The organism is Paenibacillus hamazuiensis (assembly GCF_023276405.1).
GTDB lineage: Bacteria > Bacillota > Bacilli > Paenibacillales > NBRC-103111 > Paenibacillus_AF > Paenibacillus_AF hamazuiensis.
The window spans coordinates 1941384-1957669 of record NZ_JALRMO010000001.1 but is presented as its reverse complement, the minus strand read 5'-3'; the positions used below and the strand labels follow the sequence as shown (position 1 = coordinate 1957669).

20 protein-coding genes are annotated in these 16286 nt (G+C 52.2%); all 20 read right to left on the bottom strand.

Features of this window, described 5'->3' with window-relative positions; translation table 11 throughout:
* Nucleotides 1–120: 120 nt before the first annotated feature.
* Nucleotides 121–393 (bottom strand): HU family DNA-binding protein, encoded by a 273-nt coding sequence (locus MYS68_RS08500; RefSeq protein WP_248925421.1) that lies wholly within the window; start codon nt 391–393, stop codon nt 121–123.
* Between the two features lie 209 nt (nt 394–602).
* Nucleotides 603–2081, bottom strand: coding sequence for a stage IV sporulation protein A (gene spoIVA / locus MYS68_RS08495; protein WP_248925420.1), 1479 nt, complete (start codon nt 2079–2081; stop codon nt 603–605).
* 327 nt (nt 2082–2408) lie between these two features.
* Nucleotides 2409–3137, bottom strand: coding sequence for a hypothetical protein (locus MYS68_RS08490; RefSeq protein WP_248925419.1), 729 nt, complete (start codon nt 3135–3137; stop codon nt 2409–2411).
* Nucleotides 3134–3475 (bottom strand): 2Fe-2S iron-sulfur cluster-binding protein, encoded by a 342-nt coding sequence (locus MYS68_RS08485; RefSeq protein WP_248925418.1) that lies wholly within the window; start codon nt 3473–3475, stop codon nt 3134–3136. The genes MYS68_RS08490 and MYS68_RS08485 overlap by 4 nt, the downstream gene beginning before the upstream one ends.
* Nucleotides 3465–4064 (bottom strand): nucleotidyltransferase domain-containing protein, encoded by a 600-nt coding sequence (locus tag MYS68_RS08480; protein WP_248925417.1) that lies wholly within the window; start codon nt 4062–4064, stop codon nt 3465–3467. The genes MYS68_RS08485 and MYS68_RS08480 overlap by 11 nt, the downstream gene beginning before the upstream one ends.
* A 20-nt stretch (nt 4065–4084) precedes the next feature.
* Nucleotides 4085–4381 (bottom strand): 2Fe-2S iron-sulfur cluster-binding protein, encoded by a 297-nt coding sequence (locus MYS68_RS08475; protein WP_248925416.1) that lies wholly within the window; start codon nt 4379–4381, stop codon nt 4085–4087.
* 30 nt (nt 4382–4411) lie between these two features.
* Nucleotides 4412–4591 carry a DUF2768 family protein gene (locus MYS68_RS08470; RefSeq protein ID WP_248925415.1) on the bottom strand — a complete coding sequence of 60 codons (180 nt, stop codon included), beginning with the start codon at nt 4589–4591 and terminating at the stop codon, nt 4412–4414.
* Between the two features lie 101 nt (nt 4592–4692).
* Nucleotides 4693–5853 carry a hypothetical protein gene (locus tag MYS68_RS08465; RefSeq protein ID WP_248925414.1) on the bottom strand — a complete coding sequence of 387 codons (1161 nt, stop codon included), beginning with the start codon at nt 5851–5853 and terminating at the stop codon, nt 4693–4695.
* A gap of 136 nt (nt 5854–5989) precedes the next feature.
* Nucleotides 5990–7072, bottom strand: coding sequence for a sensor histidine kinase (locus MYS68_RS08460; protein ID WP_248925413.1), 1083 nt, complete (start codon nt 7070–7072; stop codon nt 5990–5992).
* Between the two features lie 3 nt (nt 7073–7075).
* Nucleotides 7076–7786: a response regulator transcription factor gene (locus MYS68_RS08455; RefSeq protein ID WP_248925412.1), complete on the bottom strand. Its 711-nt coding sequence runs from the start codon at nt 7784–7786 to the stop codon at nt 7076–7078.
* Between the two features lie 74 nt (nt 7787–7860).
* On the bottom strand, nt 7861–8142 hold the full coding sequence (locus tag MYS68_RS08450; protein ID WP_248925411.1) for a stage VI sporulation protein F: 282 nt from the start codon (nt 8140–8142) through the stop codon (nt 7861–7863).
* Nucleotides 8143–8267: 125 nt separating this feature from the next.
* Complete coding sequence (locus tag MYS68_RS08445) at nt 8268–9281, bottom strand: NAD(P)H-dependent glycerol-3-phosphate dehydrogenase (RefSeq protein ID WP_248925410.1); 1014 nt, start codon at nt 9279–9281, stop codon at nt 8268–8270.
* A gap of 31 nt (nt 9282–9312) precedes the next feature.
* Nucleotides 9313–9927: a glycerol-3-phosphate 1-O-acyltransferase PlsY gene (gene plsY / locus MYS68_RS08440; protein WP_248925409.1), complete on the bottom strand. Its 615-nt coding sequence runs from the start codon at nt 9925–9927 to the stop codon at nt 9313–9315.
* Between the two features lie 12 nt (nt 9928–9939).
* Complete coding sequence (der, locus tag MYS68_RS08435; protein ID WP_248925408.1) at nt 9940–11262, bottom strand: ribosome biogenesis GTPase Der; 1323 nt, start codon at nt 11260–11262, stop codon at nt 9940–9942.
* A 104-nt stretch (nt 11263–11366) separates the two neighbouring features.
* Complete coding sequence (locus MYS68_RS08430) at nt 11367–11561, bottom strand: capping complex subunit for YIEGIA (RefSeq protein ID WP_248925407.1); 195 nt, start codon at nt 11559–11561, stop codon at nt 11367–11369.
* Nucleotides 11558–12475, bottom strand: coding sequence for a YIEGIA family protein (locus tag MYS68_RS08425; protein WP_248925406.1), 918 nt, complete (start codon nt 12473–12475; stop codon nt 11558–11560). Before MYS68_RS08425 ends, MYS68_RS08430 begins: the two co-directional genes overlap by 4 nt.
* Complete coding sequence (locus MYS68_RS08420) at nt 12456–13097, bottom strand: YphA family membrane protein (protein WP_248925405.1); 642 nt, start codon at nt 13095–13097, stop codon at nt 12456–12458. The genes MYS68_RS08425 and MYS68_RS08420 overlap by 20 nt, the downstream gene beginning before the upstream one ends.
* Before the next feature lie 135 nt (nt 13098–13232).
* Entirely contained in the window at nt 13233–14285 is a 1053-nt protein-coding gene (gene fni / locus MYS68_RS08415) for a type 2 isopentenyl-diphosphate Delta-isomerase (protein WP_248925404.1), read from the bottom strand.
* Nucleotides 14286–14313: 28 nt separating this feature from the next.
* On the bottom strand, nt 14314–15552 hold the full coding sequence (gene rpsA, locus MYS68_RS08410; RefSeq protein WP_248925403.1) for a 30S ribosomal protein S1: 1239 nt from the start codon (nt 15550–15552) through the stop codon (nt 14314–14316).
* 143 nt (nt 15553–15695) lie between these two features.
* Nucleotides 15696–16283: a lysophospholipid acyltransferase family protein gene (locus tag MYS68_RS08405; protein ID WP_248925402.1), complete on the bottom strand. Its 588-nt coding sequence runs from the start codon at nt 16281–16283 to the stop codon at nt 15696–15698.
* Nucleotides 16284–16286 lie beyond the last annotated feature (3 nt).

Genomic DNA, 16286 nt, shown 5'->3' with positions numbered 1-16286 from the left:
TATTTTTCAATAGCCCGGAAGAAATTTTTGAGAAAACCGAAAAAAACCGCAAAACGACCCGAAGTCGCTCCACGGTTTTTATAAACGTGTCATATACTGAAAATGTATGTACGTTCAAGATTACTGAATTCCGTCTCTCAACGCCTTGCCCGGTTTGAAAGCAGGAATTTTGCTGGCCGGGATTTCGATTTCCTCGCCGGTTTGCGGATTGCGTCCTTTGCGTGCGGAACGCTCGCGAACCTCGAAGTTACCGAAGCCTACCAGTTGAACCTTGTCCCCGCTTTGCAGCGCCTCGGAGATCGCCTCGAATACGGCTTCAACCGCTTTCGTTGCGTCTTTCTTGGAAAGCTCGGTGGACTCAGCTACTTTAGTGATCAAATCAGTTTTGTTCATGCCTTTCACCTCCCTCCAAAAGTGGAATAGATTCTATTCTCTTTGTTCACCGATTTTTGCAAAAATATACATAAAATTGGCGGCAAATAAAGGAAAACCTTGGTGTAAAGCCGTTTGAACAACAAACTTATAGTAATACAGCCGAAGCCGTTTTTCAAGGGGAAAAACAAAAAAGGCACTCAAACGAGTGCGCTTTTCGTCGATTGTGATCAAAGGATGATCGCGATGAGTCCGCCGGAACCTTCGTTGATGATGCGCCCCAGCGTTTCCTGCAGCTTGTATCGGGCATTGTCCGGCATCATCGCCAGCTTGCCTTGTATGCCTTCGCGAACGATGGAGTGCAGGTTGCGGCCGAAAATATCGGACTCCCAAATTTTCAGCGGATTCTCTTCGAAGTCCTGCATCAAATAACGGACGAGCTCCTCGCTTTGCTTCTCCGTGCCGATGATCGGGGCAAATTCGCTTTCGACATCGACGCGGATCATATGGATCGAAGGGGCCGTCGCCTTGAGGCGGACGCCGAAGCGGGAACCTTGACGGATGAGCTCCGGTTCGTCGAGCGCCATATCGGCCAGCGACGGCGGGGCGATGCCGTAACCGGTCGTTTTCACCATTTCCAGAGCTTCGGCAAAATGGTCGTACTCCCGCTTCGCGTGGCTGAATTCCTGCATGAGCTGCAGCAAGTGGTCTTTGCCGCGAATCTCGACGCCGACGACCTCCATCAAGATTTTATCGTACAGCTCGTCTGGGGCGTACAAATCGATTTCGGCGACCCCCTGCCCCATATCCATGCCGGCCAAAGCCGCTCTCTCGATGAAATCATAGCCCTCGAAATTGCTGACGACGCGGTCTACGTCACGCAGACGGCGGATGTCCTGCACCGTTTCGCGAACGGAAGTTTCGAAGTGGGAACGAAGCCAGTGGTTTTCCTCCAGCACCATCACCCAGCTCGGCAAATTCACATTGACCTCGTGTACCGGGAATTCGTAAAGCACTTCGCGCATGACGGACATCATATCGTCTTCGTTCATGTTGGCGACACTGGCCGTGACAACTGGAATGTCATGTTTGGCCTGGAGTTCGTTGCGCAGCTCGATAGCCGCATCGCTGCCCGGTCTGGTTGAGTTGACTATCACGATAAACGGTTTGCCGACCTCTTTCAGCTCGTTAATGATGCGGTCCTCGGCTTCAACGTAAGAGGCGCGGGGAATTTCCGCAATGCTGCCGTCGGTCGTTATGACGACACCTAGCGTAGCATGCTCCTGAATCACTTTGCGGGTGCCGATTTCCGCCGCTTCCTGAAACGGAATCGCTTCTTCGAACCACGGCGTATTGATCATCCTAGGACCGTTTTCGTCCTCGTAGCCTTTGGCGCCTTCCACGACGTAGCCGACGCAATCGACAAGCCGGACGTTCACGTTCAGCCCTTCCGCGACGCGCAGCTGAACGGCGTTGTTCGGGACGAATTTCGGCTCGGTCGTCATGATCGTACGTCCGGCTGCGCTTTGCGGCAGCTCGTCGGTCGCGCGTACACGATCCGCTTCGTTTTGGATGTTCGGCAGCACGACCGATTCCATGAAGCGCTTGATGAATGTCGATTTGCCCGTACGGACCGCTCCAACGACCCCCAGGTATATGTCCCCTCCCGTTCGTTCTGCAATGTCCTTAAAGATATCCACTTTTTCCAAGACAATCCCTCCTACAGGTTGTTTAATGAAGCAGAGCGACGATACGAGTCAACCGGCACCAACCTTGACCGTATACGACGGAACCTTGTACATTCTTTCGGACTAGTAAAAATATATGTACTAGACTTGGGAATATGACTGATGCCCCTTATTAAATTATTTGGCCCCGGCTCCCCATGAATCATCTCCTTGCCGCGACATCACCTTCTCCTGCCCACTGTCAAAATATATATGTTGGCAGTCCATCCGTTATTCATCCATCCGCGCTCGCCGGAACAAAAAAACCTCTATTTCTACCATTTCAGGTAAAAATAGAGGTTCGTCCTGTTATTTGTCGGCCGGTATCGGCTGCTTGCCGTCCCAGTAATACGGATAAGAACGGGCGGGCACATAAGGCGATTCGCCGACCAGCAGCTGGCGCAAATCCTGCTTCGGATCCAACTTGGCCTGCAATGATTTTCTCTCGATAAGCCTGATAATTTCCGCCGTATAATCCAAAGCGACCTGCCCCGATTCGTGCAAAATAAAAGAAAGTGTCAGCTGCCGCGAGTACACGCTCGGCACCTGCATCGGCTTCGTATTCAGCTTCACGTAGTCGACATCGTAAAAATGCGGTGCGAGCTCGGCACCCTTCGGCAGCTCGCCCCCGTGCTTGGAACGGTATTCGTCCACGAGCCGCTGCAGCTCCACCGTCTTTTGAAAAGCGGCCAGGTCCATCAGCTTGACGGTCGGTTTCGTCTCCGGATCGACAAGCACATAAATGTTCGTGCCGCCGTTTTCAAATGCATTCGCCGGCGTATTGCTTATAAACCCGCGTTCCTTCAGCTTTTTGAAGTCGATCATATATTTCTCGTAGATCGGCGTCGTTTCCTCGCTGTTTTTGATCGGGAACACACCCGTCTTGGCGTGGTATTGATCAATGGCGTTTTGTACGAGCAAAATCGATTCTTGAACCGCAACCAGGTTTTCCTTGCGCAGCTCTTTGGGGTAAAGACAGCCGGATAATAAAAAGACGCAGCCGGCCAGAAGTATCAGCATTCTGCGACGGACGCTCATAAGCCATCCTCCTCCCGCTGGCGGGCGAGCTGCTCCCTGATGACCGCTTTCAGCGGATCTTCGGGGACCGTAACGGTTACAGGCCCGATTATCTTCGCTTGGCAAGCAAGTCTGTATCCATTTTCCTCCAGACCGCCGAGCTTCAGCTTTTCGTTCTGCGTAAGCGGAGCAAGTCCCTGCCCGTCCGTTACGATCACTTTACACATCAGACATGCCGCTTTCGCCCCACAGCGGGTCCGTATGCCCACTCCGGCCCGCCGGCCGGCGTCCAATATCGTCGTGCCCGGCCTTACCGATATTTTTCTAAGATCGGGCAAAAAAGTCACTTCATGATTCATGGCGATTAATTCCTCTCGTAGCCGGAGCATCCACCGCAAGCAAATCTTCCATGCGGCGAAGAAGTTCCTTACTCAGGGTGTTGCGTCTGAGCAGCGAATTCAGCGTGGGCCAATGGTTGTCCGGATCAGCGCGCATGACGGCCGCAATGGCCCCGTAGCGGTCTTCCCGGCCGCGCAGCAGGTTGAAAATAAGCTCGTGCGCCAGCGGCATGAGAGGTACCAGAACTTCGCCGACTTCGATCATGACGGCATGCGAGCGTCTTAAATATGCCGTTTCAACCGTATAAATGCTGCCTTTTGAGATAATTTGAAAGCCGCCGACCAGCTCGACTGTCATCTGGTTGAATCGGTAGTGGCTCAGTACCGACCGGTAAATCTCGGTTTCGCTGTATTGCGGGGAATCGACGGACCAAGGGGATAGCTGCATGGCAATGGCAGCCGCATCGTCGCTGTCCGCGTACATATCCAAATCTCTCGGCTCCTTACCGATTTGAACGCCTTGCAGCAGCAGCCCGCAGCTTCCGCCGATCAGCCAATTTGCACTTACGCCTTGAAGATTTTTCACAACTTCGGCAATCGTTTGCTTCATGTGTACACCGGTTTCCATCGTTAAAAATACGGCTTATGTACGACGACGATCGTACCTTCCTGCTGTTTGATAAGCGCCTGGCAGCCCAAACGGAAGCCGCCTTCGATTTCCTCGGGTTCAAGCCGGTCAAGCTCTTCATCCGTCGGTTTGGCCAAATGCTCCAGCCCTTCCGTAACAAGGCAGCGGCAGCGCGCGCAAGTTCCTCTCGTGCACGAGAAACCCCAATCCACTTCATGCTTCAAGGCCAGGTCGAGGATCGACATGCCTTTTTCCGCATCCACTTGCTTTTGCACTTTACGTCCCTTTAGCTCCAACATGTCCTGCCAGTTCCCCCCATTTGCCTGCAATCAAATCATCGATACGAGCATATAGAGCAATATCGGTATAAACAGTAAAAAAGCGACGAACGATAATACGAAACGTAGCACCCCTTTGGTTTTGGCGCGCGCAAACGTGATTAATGCCGAAGCGAAAATCATCAGCCCGATCGCGATGAAAGAAGCCCACATTTTATCCATGCTTGACATCGATTTTTATCTCCTGTAACTGTATGATGATTCAAAACACTAACTTTCATTATAGCATAAATCGCCCATGTAAGTGGAAGCAGAAATGAACGGCCGAGGTATCAAAAAGTAAATTTATCGACTAAATCAAACACAATAACAATCACAAAAAATGAAGTAAGCAAAAAAACGAAACTCAAATAGAGCACCGTACCTCGCCTCAGAACGGGAAGAGAAACCCCGGAAGCTTGCGCATAATGTGCAGCCGTGAGACCGGACAAAATGCCCATGATGAGAAACCATGGTTCGTAAAGCAATAAATCCCATAAAGCAAAGCTTCGCATTTCGGCTTCACTCCAATGCGGTAAGTTAAGCCGAATGATACCGGCAAAATACATGATTTTAGTCAACATACCGCCTGTTCCGTGCGCAATTAAAAAAGCAGTGCAAAACAGGGTGGGGATCAGAATGAGAAGCGGGTGAATCTTGATCCCCCCGAACAATGGCACCGATACAGGAATAACCCTCGTCCAAGGCTTGACAAGCCCGAGCAAAACAAAGCCGCAGAACAGGATCAGGACGCCGGCGAAATAATTGGCCATATTCGCAGAATCTCGAATCGCCTCCGCAGCAATCATTTCAAAAGTTCCGCCTGCCGCTGTATAGAAGCGGACAAATACGGCATACAAAAGTGCCCAAAGGAACCCAACGTACGCCGGCCATACCGATTTCTTTGTAAATCGCTCGAAAGCATTTTCATATTCCTCGGATAAATCTTTTGTTATTGTCCGCTTCATTCGTCCCCTGAGTTGGTAAGATATAGCCGCCATAGTGACGGCGAGCCCCCATACAAAAAAACCGCCGTAAACGAGGATAAACACCCATAGCTGCATCCCGTACATGTCTTCGGGGCCTGAAGTCATCAGGAGATATAATCCTGCAAGCCCAAAATAAATGAATGCCAGACCGCCAAGCCATGCCGGAATAAGTATTAACCGTCGAGCCGCCTTTTTCCCCCAGGGTTGGACCAACGACAGCCCTAAAATTGAAGCCGCACAGGCAAGAAGAGCCGTGATATCAACACCGATGGAATATAAAAAAGCAATGACCGGACCGGATTGCGATTTCATGGAAACGTGCAGCTCTGAAATCCCGTATTCGGAGAATCCTAGAGCAATTCCGAATGCCCACAGCGTTTTCAAACCAGCGTAAGGAAGCAGTGCGGTTGCGGCGATATAACCCCAAACCTTAGAGTAAAGCACTTTGGATATGTTGGTTTTCATTTCGCCCGCACCCCCATCGCACTGTAAACAATCGTCTTTCTTGCCCACTTCATCGCAATCACAACTCCTTATACAACGTTACTGTTAGTATAAGGATCTCCGGTAAACAGGAGGTAAACGGATCATCAACATTACCCTAACTTTGCGTGGAAAGCAATTGAATCGTCAGTGTAGTCCCTTCACCCGGATTGCTGCTGACGATCAACTTACCGCCATGGGCTTCAATGAGTTGGCCGGCAATGGACAAACCCAAACCCGATCGCCCGAAGGAATCGGTCGTTTCACTGCCGGGCACATTGGTTTTGCTGAAACCGATTCCGTCATCGTTTATCCGAATCTCTACGGTCCCGTCATGCAACATAGTTACACCGACTGTAATTCTCGTTCCTTCCGGATTGTGAACAACGGCATTGACGAGCAAATTGCGGATTGCGCGTGCAAGCAGCTTAGGATCACACGACAAGGAAACTCGCTCCGGTTTCGCTTCCATCGTAAGCAGGTAGCCGTTTGCCCAGGGCGCGCTGCCGACGTCCGCCACAGCTCTTCGCACAAGTTCAACGATGTCCGCTACCTCAAGTTTTAAAGGGATTTGCCCCTGAATCGTTTCGTTGAGATCCTGCACCAGCTCTTGCAAATGAGCCGCTTTTTGATGAATGACCGTGAGAAATTCCTTCCTCTCCGTTTCGCTCCAGCGATACTCGTTATTAATCAACATGGCGGAATATCCGGTTATGTAGGTTAATGGCGTCTTTAAATCGTGCGAGATCCCTCTGATCCACTCCCGCTTTGCCCGTTCGGAAGCTTGAAGTTCCTTCTCGTTTTTTTGGAGTGTGCCGGCAAGCATCCGTACATGCTCGAACAATTCCTTGTAGATCGCATACGGAAACTTCAACATGCCGGTTTTGTGTGAAAGGATCTGATTCCGGCGCATGGGAACATCATAATGACCATTTGCCAAGTGTTTGATCCATATCATAATAAAATAAATCGGCTTCCCCAAATACCAACCGATTATAAGCAAGGTGAGAATAAACATGACGGCAAACGCGGCCAATACATAAATTTCTAAAGTACCCGAACCGTTCCCGTCAGAGCCCCTGTTTACAATTGATTGCGGTTCGATTAACCATGCGGCTGCGAAAATAAAGATATGAATGCCAATAAACAGTAAAAAGAATGCGAGCAGTAATTGCAGCGCCACGCGCAGAGTAAAGTTCATAACTCAGCCTCCCGATGGAGGAACGAATTTGTACCCGATCCCTCTCAGCGTCACGATCAGCTTGGGGTCGGACGGATCGATCTCCAGCTTTTTTCTGAGTCGGGAGATGTGAATAACGACCGTTTTCTCATCCCCCTGCACAATAGTGCCCCATACCTGCTCATATAATTGCTGGGCGGTGAACACCCGGTTCGGATGTTTGCAAAAGTAGAGCAGCAGCTCAAGCTCCTTGGCCGGACATGGAGTATCCACGCTGCCCACGATAAGTTGTCCGGCGGTTCGGTTCACCGTAAACGATTCATACCGGTAGATTTCCTCGCTGAATAAAGTATCGGACGCATACAGAGAGCTTCGTCTTAAATGAGCCTGAATTCGTGCGACCACTTCCATCGGATTGAAAGGTTTGGTGACATAATCGTCTCCGCCCAAGTACAAACCTTGCAGCTTATCCAAATCGCTGGAACGTGCGGTAAGGAACAAAATAGGGGTTTTTAAGGTTTTGCGCAGCTCCGTGCACAATGTAAATCCGTCCATATCCGGAAGCATGACATCGAGCACGATCATATCAAACCGTGTCGTTCGCACCGCCATCACAGCTTCGGCAGCGGAACCGGCTTTGGCAATATGAGTGTATCCTTCTTTGCGAAGAAGATTTTCAAGCATGATCAAAATGCCTTCCTCGTCGTCAACTAGTAGAATGGCTTCATTCCGCACGTTCCGGACCTCCTTTGAAATAAGCATATCGTACAAGAAAAAAAGCGCCTTCTGCAAGGCGCTTGACGAACGGTTCATTTCTTGCCCATCATCATTTTCATCAGCGATTCGATGTTGTTCGGATTCATTTTGCTTGCTTTGATCGCCTGAATAATTTCGTTGATGGTCGCCTCGCTAACCGGCACTTTCGCCATATTCGATACCTGCTTGATAAGCTGCCTCAGCTGCGAATCGCTTTGCAAGGTCGACGGTTTTACGCCGCTGGCGATTTTGTTGATATCTTGAGCCGATATATTTTTACCGGTCTTTTTCTTGACGACGTTCAGAACCTCTTTGGATAAATCTTTTCCTGGCATCCTGCATCCTCCCATACACCTAAAGTTAGACATACAAAGTCTAACGTATTGTATGTGAAGAATCGGATTGCGGTATAGGCTCCTGACCGAAGCCCGAGTCGATTTTTTCCGTAGGGGTAACCGTCTTATTCAAGCTCTCGGGTGCGGTCCCGGCCCATTAAGTCCTCAACCGCCAGTCTGGGAGGCTTGCCCTCGAACAACACGCGATGCAGCTCAGCTGCAATCGGCATCTCTACATCGTACCGTCTGGCGAGCCTGTAAGCGGCCTGTGTCGTTTTGACGCCTTCGACGACCATGCCCATCCGTGCGAGTACCTCGTCCAAAGATAGGCCTTGAGCGAGCATAGACCCGGCCCGCCAGTTGCGGCTGTGCTTGCTCGTACATGTGACGATGAGATCGCCGACACCGGCCAGCCCCGAAAACGTCAGCGGGTTGCCGCCCATCGCCGAGCCAAGCCGCGATATCTCGGCAAGTCCGCGCGTGACAAGCGCCGCTTTCGCGTTGTCGCCGAAACCGAGTCCGTCGGAAAGACCGGCACCTAGCGCGATGATATTTTTCAAAGCTCCGCCGACCTCTACCCCAACCACGTCCGAATTCGTATACACGCGAAAATACGAGTTGATGAGCAGATCTTGAGCATGCTCCGCGGCATCCGGCAGCTCGGAAGCGACGACGACGGTGGTCGGACTGCGGCGTATAACCTCTTCCGCATGGCTCGGGCCGGACAAAACGACAATGCGCCGGCTGTCATACTCGGGAAGCGCCTTGGCGATCACCGTGCTCATCCGGTCGAGCGATTCGGCTTCGAAACCTTTCGTCGCGTGGATGAGCAGCGTCTCCGGCTGCAAAAAGGGGCGCATTGCGGAGGCCACGTCCTTCATCGCAGCGGAAGGAGCGACCACGATCACCGCTTCTGCGCCGCTTACGGCTTCTTCCATCGAACGCGTCGCCCTGATGCGCGGGGATAAAGAAACGTCGGGTAAAAACCGGATATTCGTATGAGACGTATTGATTTCATCGACTTGCTGTCCATTGCGGGACCAAAGCGTAACGTCGCGTTCGTTGTCCGCAAGTACGGAAGCAAGCGCCGTTCCCCAGCTCCCTGCTACCAGCACCGATACTTTGCGTAAGTTAGCCATTGTCCCTCCTTGCGGTGTTCGCCGTAATGATTCACGGCTGCGATTTTTTCGAACCGATTTTATTTTCCGTTCCTCGAAGCAGCTTGACGATGTTTGAGCGGTGGCGTACAAATGCAAATACGGCGAGAACCAGGCTTGCCCAAAAAACTTCGGTAGGCCGTCCCATAAAATAACTAAGAATGGGCAAAAGAGCTGCAAAAAGGAGAGAGCCTAACGAAACGTATCGGGTAAACACGATGGCCAAAATCGCCACCACTCCGGCATAAAGCGAGGGAACAAGAGCCAACGTCGCCATTACGCCGATCGTGGTAGCGATCCCTTTGCCTCCGCGAAAGCCGTAATAAACCGGCCAGTTATGGCCGACGATCGCCGCAAGCCCGCAAAGCGCTTCGACAAGCGAGGAACCGCCGCTTATCGCATAGCCGATCCAGATGGCGGCCGTTCCTTTCAACGCGTCCAGGATCAGCACTGCTATGGCCGGTCCTTTGCCGAGCACGCGCAGGGTATTGGTCGCCCCTGCGTTGCCGCTTCCGTGATTGCGGATGTCGATGCCTTTGAGCAGCTTGCCGGCCGTGTAGCTAAAGCTGATCGAGCCCAGCAAATAGGCGATCGCAATCGGTATAATATACGTTAAAGCGAATGTCAAGGTGCAACTCCCCTATTCATCGTCAGACTTTCTTCTGGTCACAATACGAATCGGCGTGCCCTCGAAGCCGAAGGCGTCGCGGATCTTATTTTCCAAATAACGTTCATACGAAAAATGCATCAGCTCCGGATCGTTGACAAATAGAACGATAGCCGGCGGCTTAACCGCAACCTGTGTGGCATAGTTGATGCGCAGCCTTCTCCCCTTATCGGTAGGAGGAGGATTTATCGCAACCGCATCGGAAATGACATCGTTGAGCATATGCGTCTGTATGCGCAGCGCATGCTGCTCCGCTACATTGACGACGACCGGCAGCAGCTTATGCAGCCTTTGCGTCGTCTTGGCGGAAAGAAAGACGATCGGCGCATACGTCATGAACAGGAAATGGTCGCGGATTTTTTGCGTAAATTGCTGCATCGTCTTGTCGTCTTTTTCGACGATATCCCATTTGTTGACGACAAAAACCGCCGCTTTCCCGGCCTCGTGCGCATAACCGGCGATATGTTTGTCCTGCTCGATAATGCCCTCTTCGCCGTTGATCACAACCAAAACGACGTCGGCCCGTTCGATCGCCTTCATCGCCCGCATGACGCTGTATTTTTCCGTCGTCTCGTACACTTTGCCCCGCTTGCGCATACCGGCCGTATCGATGATGACATACTTTTGGCCGTCTTTCTCGAACGGCGTATCGATTGCGTCGCGCGTCGTTCCCGCCACATCGCTCACGATAACGCGCTCTTCCCCAAGTATCGCGTTTACAAGCGACGATTTGCCGACGTTCGGCCGGCCGATAAGTGCGACTTTGATAACCTCTTCGCCGTACTCCTCCTCCTCCTCATCCGGAAAATGCTTGACGACCTCGTCCAGCAAATCCCCGATGCCGAGACCGTGAGAGCCTGAAATGCCGATCGGATCGCCGAAGCCGAGGCTGTAAAACTCATAGATTTCGTCATGTCTTTGCAAATTGTCCACTTTGTTGACGGCCAAAATAACCGGTTTCTTGGCACGAAACAGCATTTGCGCCACTTCGCTGTCGGAAGCGGTCACTCCCGCCTTCGCATCGGTCATGAAGACGATGACGTCCGCTTCTTCGATCGCAAGCTCCGCCTGCATGCGGACGGAACGCAAAATTTGATCGTCGTCATCAAGCTCGATCCCTCCGGTGTCAATCACGCTGAATTCCCTATCGAGCCAGGTACCGATTCCATATAAACGATCCCGTGTCACGCCGGGCTTGTCTTCCACAATCGCTAACCGGTCGCCTATAATGCGGTTAAAAATCGTCGATTTCCCCACATTAGGCCTGCCCACGATGGCAACTATCGGTCTCGCCATCCATTTCACTCCTTACATGCCGTCTCGCGCAGCATGAAAAATTTCACAATGTACATCATATCAAAATCTTTTATTCAAGTCTATGCGGCTCCGGGACCGCAGCCCTATTCGCTGCTGTCACCGCCGTGCTTCACGATGATGAAGGTGCCGTTTTTCATATCGTGGGCGCTGGCGTCGAGTATTTTTTCCAGAAGGAAGGCGAGCTGCTCTTTTTCCGCATCATCCCCGGCGATGAAAATCGGCGCTCCACCGCCGACCTTGTCACGATCCGCCGTCACAACGGCCACGATTTTGCTCAATGCTGCCCCTCCTTTCGCGCTCCGCTTACGTTCCTCTCCGAAGGCATGCGCACGGCGCTTTCCAAAACAGGCACCTTCATCGCGACGTGTTTCGCTTTCTTCGCATCATGCTCCTGAGGCAAAAGAAATACCGCCAGCCGCCCGTCTTTTAAATCCAGCTTCGCCAAAGGCACAAGCGCAGGTTCCCCTTCGTCGCGGTAAACGCCCAGCATGGTCGAAATATCGTGCAGCAAAGCCTGCCTTTGCCCAAGATTGGCAAGCGTCACGCGGCTGTCTTTATTTTTCGGCTTTAAAATGAGGCCGATGCCATGCTCGACAATTTGCTTGCGGTCTTCCTTCAAGCCGACGTTCATAATGTAAATATCGCCGACATATAAATCCGGGCCTTCCAACCGAACCTCCGCTTCCTCCACGTCCGCTATATGGCATAGGCTTTTGCCCGACTTGAAAAAATGCGCCACCAATATGGCCGCCGCCCCCGACAGAAGCCCCCAATACCAGGCAAAAACGATGCTGAACAGCGAGGTTATAAAGGCGGCAAAGATAACGAGGTAATTGCGTCCTTCGAACACCATCGCAATTCCTTCAATGTAGGTGGCCCCGCGCGGAACAAGCTCCATGCTGTCAATCTTGCTCAGCGTCTGGCGCTCCATATTGCGCACATCGCGAAACTGTTGGGCCGCCAAGGAAAGAAACGTCATCGCCGTGTAGTTTTTATCGAGCAGGGACGGGACGGCTACCGCACCCAAGCCGGCAGCGATGACCCCCAGCGAAACGTGTATGATTTTGCCATGCGGATAGGTCGGATATTGTCTGTAATCGGTGCGAAGCATGCCCAGCCTGGCGACGATGCCGAAAATGATACCGAGTACGACGCCGACGGTATATTTTTGCTCAGTCACCCATGCGATCATCCGCTCCCTCCTTTCTGCGCCCTGCCCAATATCGAGCGGCGCTCCTTCCTCCCGCGCATACACCTTGCCAAACGACGCTGCTGCCCCGCGCCATCCAAAGTGCCAGCCACCAGCGGTCCTGAAACCGGGGGCCGCCAATCACGGCGGGAAATCCTTCCGGCGAATGGACGTAAACCGAATACGCATCCCCGAGGAGCAGTCCCACGGATACGCATGCCGCTTGCACGAGAGGCAGTCTGGTCATCAGGAAAGCGGAAAAACCGACAAGCAGGCTTGAGTTCAGGTCGGGGTGAGCCATCATCGCCGGAATAAGATGTGACGCTTCCTGGAGGAAAAAATAGATCGAACCGAGCAGCAGCCCGACCGAGACCAGATGACACTGCAGCATGAAACTTTCGGTTTTCGCAATAACGGCTGCCGAAATTACTACGGCAACGCACGCGCAGCCATAAATACGCCAACTGCCAAACGGAATGACGATTTTTGAAGTGCCAAGCCATAAGACAAAAAAAAGAAGTATCGCCTTGTGAGAAATACCTCTTACCAATACGTCCTTCCATCCGCTGGCCAGCAAAATGAGCGTCATCGCAATAAGCAGAAGGGATAAATAACCGGGATTCATCGTACCCGTCTCCCCGCTTTCCGCCCGAATCGCCACCATTGCCGGCAGCCGTCAAGGAAACCATCAGGAAAAAGCATGCTCCTTCTCCTTTATATGAGCTTGATCTTTTCCTTAGTATGGCTTATTCGGTTGTTTTTACTCCAAGCCCCGTCGTGCATATGCGTACCGATCGATACCGCGCAGCTCGCACCACTCCGCCGTCTCTCCGGTGATAACGGCGGGAACGCTTGTGAGAGCTTCGACAGATGAAACTCCGAGCGCCGTCATAAGCAGCTTAAGCTCATCTTTCAACGTGCCAATATATCCGATCAGCCCGCCCGTTCCCTGCTCCTGCAGCACCTTAAGGAAGCGTCCTGCGATCCCGACGGCCGAAGCGCCCAAAACAAGCGATTTGCAGATGTCCAGACTGCTTATAATGCCGCCGGAGGCGATGATGCAAGCCTGGCGGCGATACTGCAGCGTCTCCAGCAGCGCTATGCTCGTTTTGACGCCCCAGTCGTTCAGCCACTCCATCGGCATTGTACGGCGCGCATTTTCAATAGCTGCAAAATTCGTTCCTCCAAAGCCGCCCACGTCAATGATGCGGATACCTAAACCGATAAGCGAGCGGGCCGCCTCCATATTCAGTCCGAATCCGACTTCCTTGACGATTACGGGTACGTCGAGGCTGGCCGCGATTTCCGCAATCCGTTCAGCAGCACCGCGAAAATCGCGGTCGCCTTCGGGCATGATCAGCTCCTGCATCGCGTTCAAATGTATTTGCAGCGCATTCGCTTCAATCATATCCACGGCTCGCTTCGCCTGCTCCACAGTAGCTTCGCTTCCCAGGTTGGCAAACACGATGCCTTGCGGATTCATTTTACGGACGATTTTGTAGCTGCCGGCAACGTCTTCGTTTTTCAGCGCCGACATTTGAGAGCCTACCGCCATCGCAAGCCCTTGTTCCCGGGCGGCTACAGCCAGCTCCCGGTTGATCGCCTCCGTCTCGCGGGCTCCTCCGGTCATCGCATTAATAATAATCGGCGAGCTCAAAATGAGATCGCCGATTCGGGTCGATAATGAGATATGTTCCACGGAGGTGCCAGGGAGAGGGCTATGGATCAGCTTGATGTCCGCAAATCCTTGATTGCCGCTTTGTCCAAGCTGCAGAGCGTGACGGACATGCTCCATTTTACGCGAGATTCGCATGCGCCTGCTCCCCTTTATCCTGTCAAGATCATTTAAATTTGCTCAATTTGTCGCCAAAACGCTCTCCGAGCGTCATGGTCAAGCTTTGGTTAGGCGGAAGATCCACATGTTCCTTCGGTTCGCGGCCGCGAGGTGCTCTTTCCTTTTCCGGCTTCGCTTCCTGGGCAGGCGCTTCCTCGGTTTCCTTGATGCTCAGGCTGATGCGTTTCTCGTCCACGTTGATATCCAGGACTTTAACGTTTACTTCCTGGCCTTCTTTCAGCACTTCATGCGGTGTACCGATGTGACGGTGAGCAATTTGCGAAATGTGAACGAGCCCTTCCACACCAGGAAATACTTCGACAAACGCGCCGAACGGTACGAGGCGCTTCACGGTTCCGGTAATAATATCGCCGACTTTGAACTTATCGGCCGCTTGCTGCCAAGGACCCGGCTGGGTCGCTTTGATGCTGAGGCTGATGCGCTCGTTTTCCGGATCGACCTTGAGCACCTGCACCTTCACCTGATCGCCTTCTTTAACGACCTCGGAAGGAGTCTCCACATGGTGCCAAGCCATTTCGGAAATATGCACGAGACCGTCCACGCCGCCGATATCGATGAACGCGCCGAATTGAGTCAGACGCTGAACGGTACCGGTCAGCTCCTGACCTACGGAAATACCTGCGATGATGTTCTTTTTATTCGCTTCGAATTCTTCGTCAAGCACGTCTTTTTGCGAAAGGATAACCTTGTTTTTCTCGCGGTCCATTTCCTTGACGCGCAAACGGAGTGTGCGGCCTTTGTAATCGCTGAAATCCTCGACGAAATGGCGTTCCACCATCGAAGCCGGAACGAAACCGCGAAGTCCTACATCAACAACAAGACCGCCTTTAACCACTTCGGCTACCGTCGCTTCGAGTATCGTTTTATTTTCCATATCGGCAGCCAGCTTCTCCCAAGCTTTCTCGGAATCGACCGCGCGCTTGGAAAGCACGAGTTCTTCCTTCGCATCGTTCAGGCGAACGACGCGCAGTTCCACTTCTTGTCCTACCTGCACGCCCTGCGAAGCGTCTTCGAGTTGGACGGAGGACAGCTCGCGAAGCGGAATGACGCCGTCATATTTATATCCGATATCGACGTAAGCCTGGTCGTTATCGACTTTTACGATCTTGCCTTTGACAAGATCTCCTCTTTTCAATGCGGCAACGTCGCCCATGGATTGCTCTTGCGTCACTTCCGCTTGCTGGTTTTCTTGCTCAAATTGCTCAACTTTTGTCTCTTCTGACATGGTAAATTACCCTCCTTGATATGCAACCTGCATCAATACAGCGTTACAATCGCTTATCATTTCAATATAATTAATCTGCGCGGATAACGCAGTTAAAATCGGTTTTAACGGTAGTATGATTCCAATTGCTGTTTTCCATTCAACTATTTGACTCCGCTTTCGTATTCGGCCTTCATCGCACGGATGGTCGACATAATTTTGTCAGTCGCCTTCTCAAGCGCGTCGGCTCCGCCGTCCGCAAATTCCGACAAATCCAGAGGCTTGCCGTAAACGATCACCACTTGCCGGAATGGAGCATAGTTTCCGATTATCGCTGCGGGGATGACCGTCGCGTTTGCTTTCAAGGCAAGCATCGCCGCGCCTTTCTTTCCCATTCCCCCGGCGTTGTGGCGCGAGCCTTCCGGGAAGATGCCGATCAGATTCCCCTCCTGCAAAAGCTGGATCGACAGCCGGATCGACTCCTTGCTGACACCTCCGCGCTTGACGGGAAACGCTTTGATCTTTTTCAAGATTGCGCCGAACACCGGAATCTCGAACAGCTCCGCCTTCGCCATGTAATAAACTTCCCGATCCAGAGGAGTGCCCAGCACCGGCGGATCCAAATTGCTCGTATGGTTAGCGCACAATACGACCGGACCCGAGGCGGGAATGTTTTCTTTCCCGACCGTCTTAAGCCTGAACAACACGGCAAACAATACGCGGAATATTCCTCTAAAAAAGCGGTACAACATCAG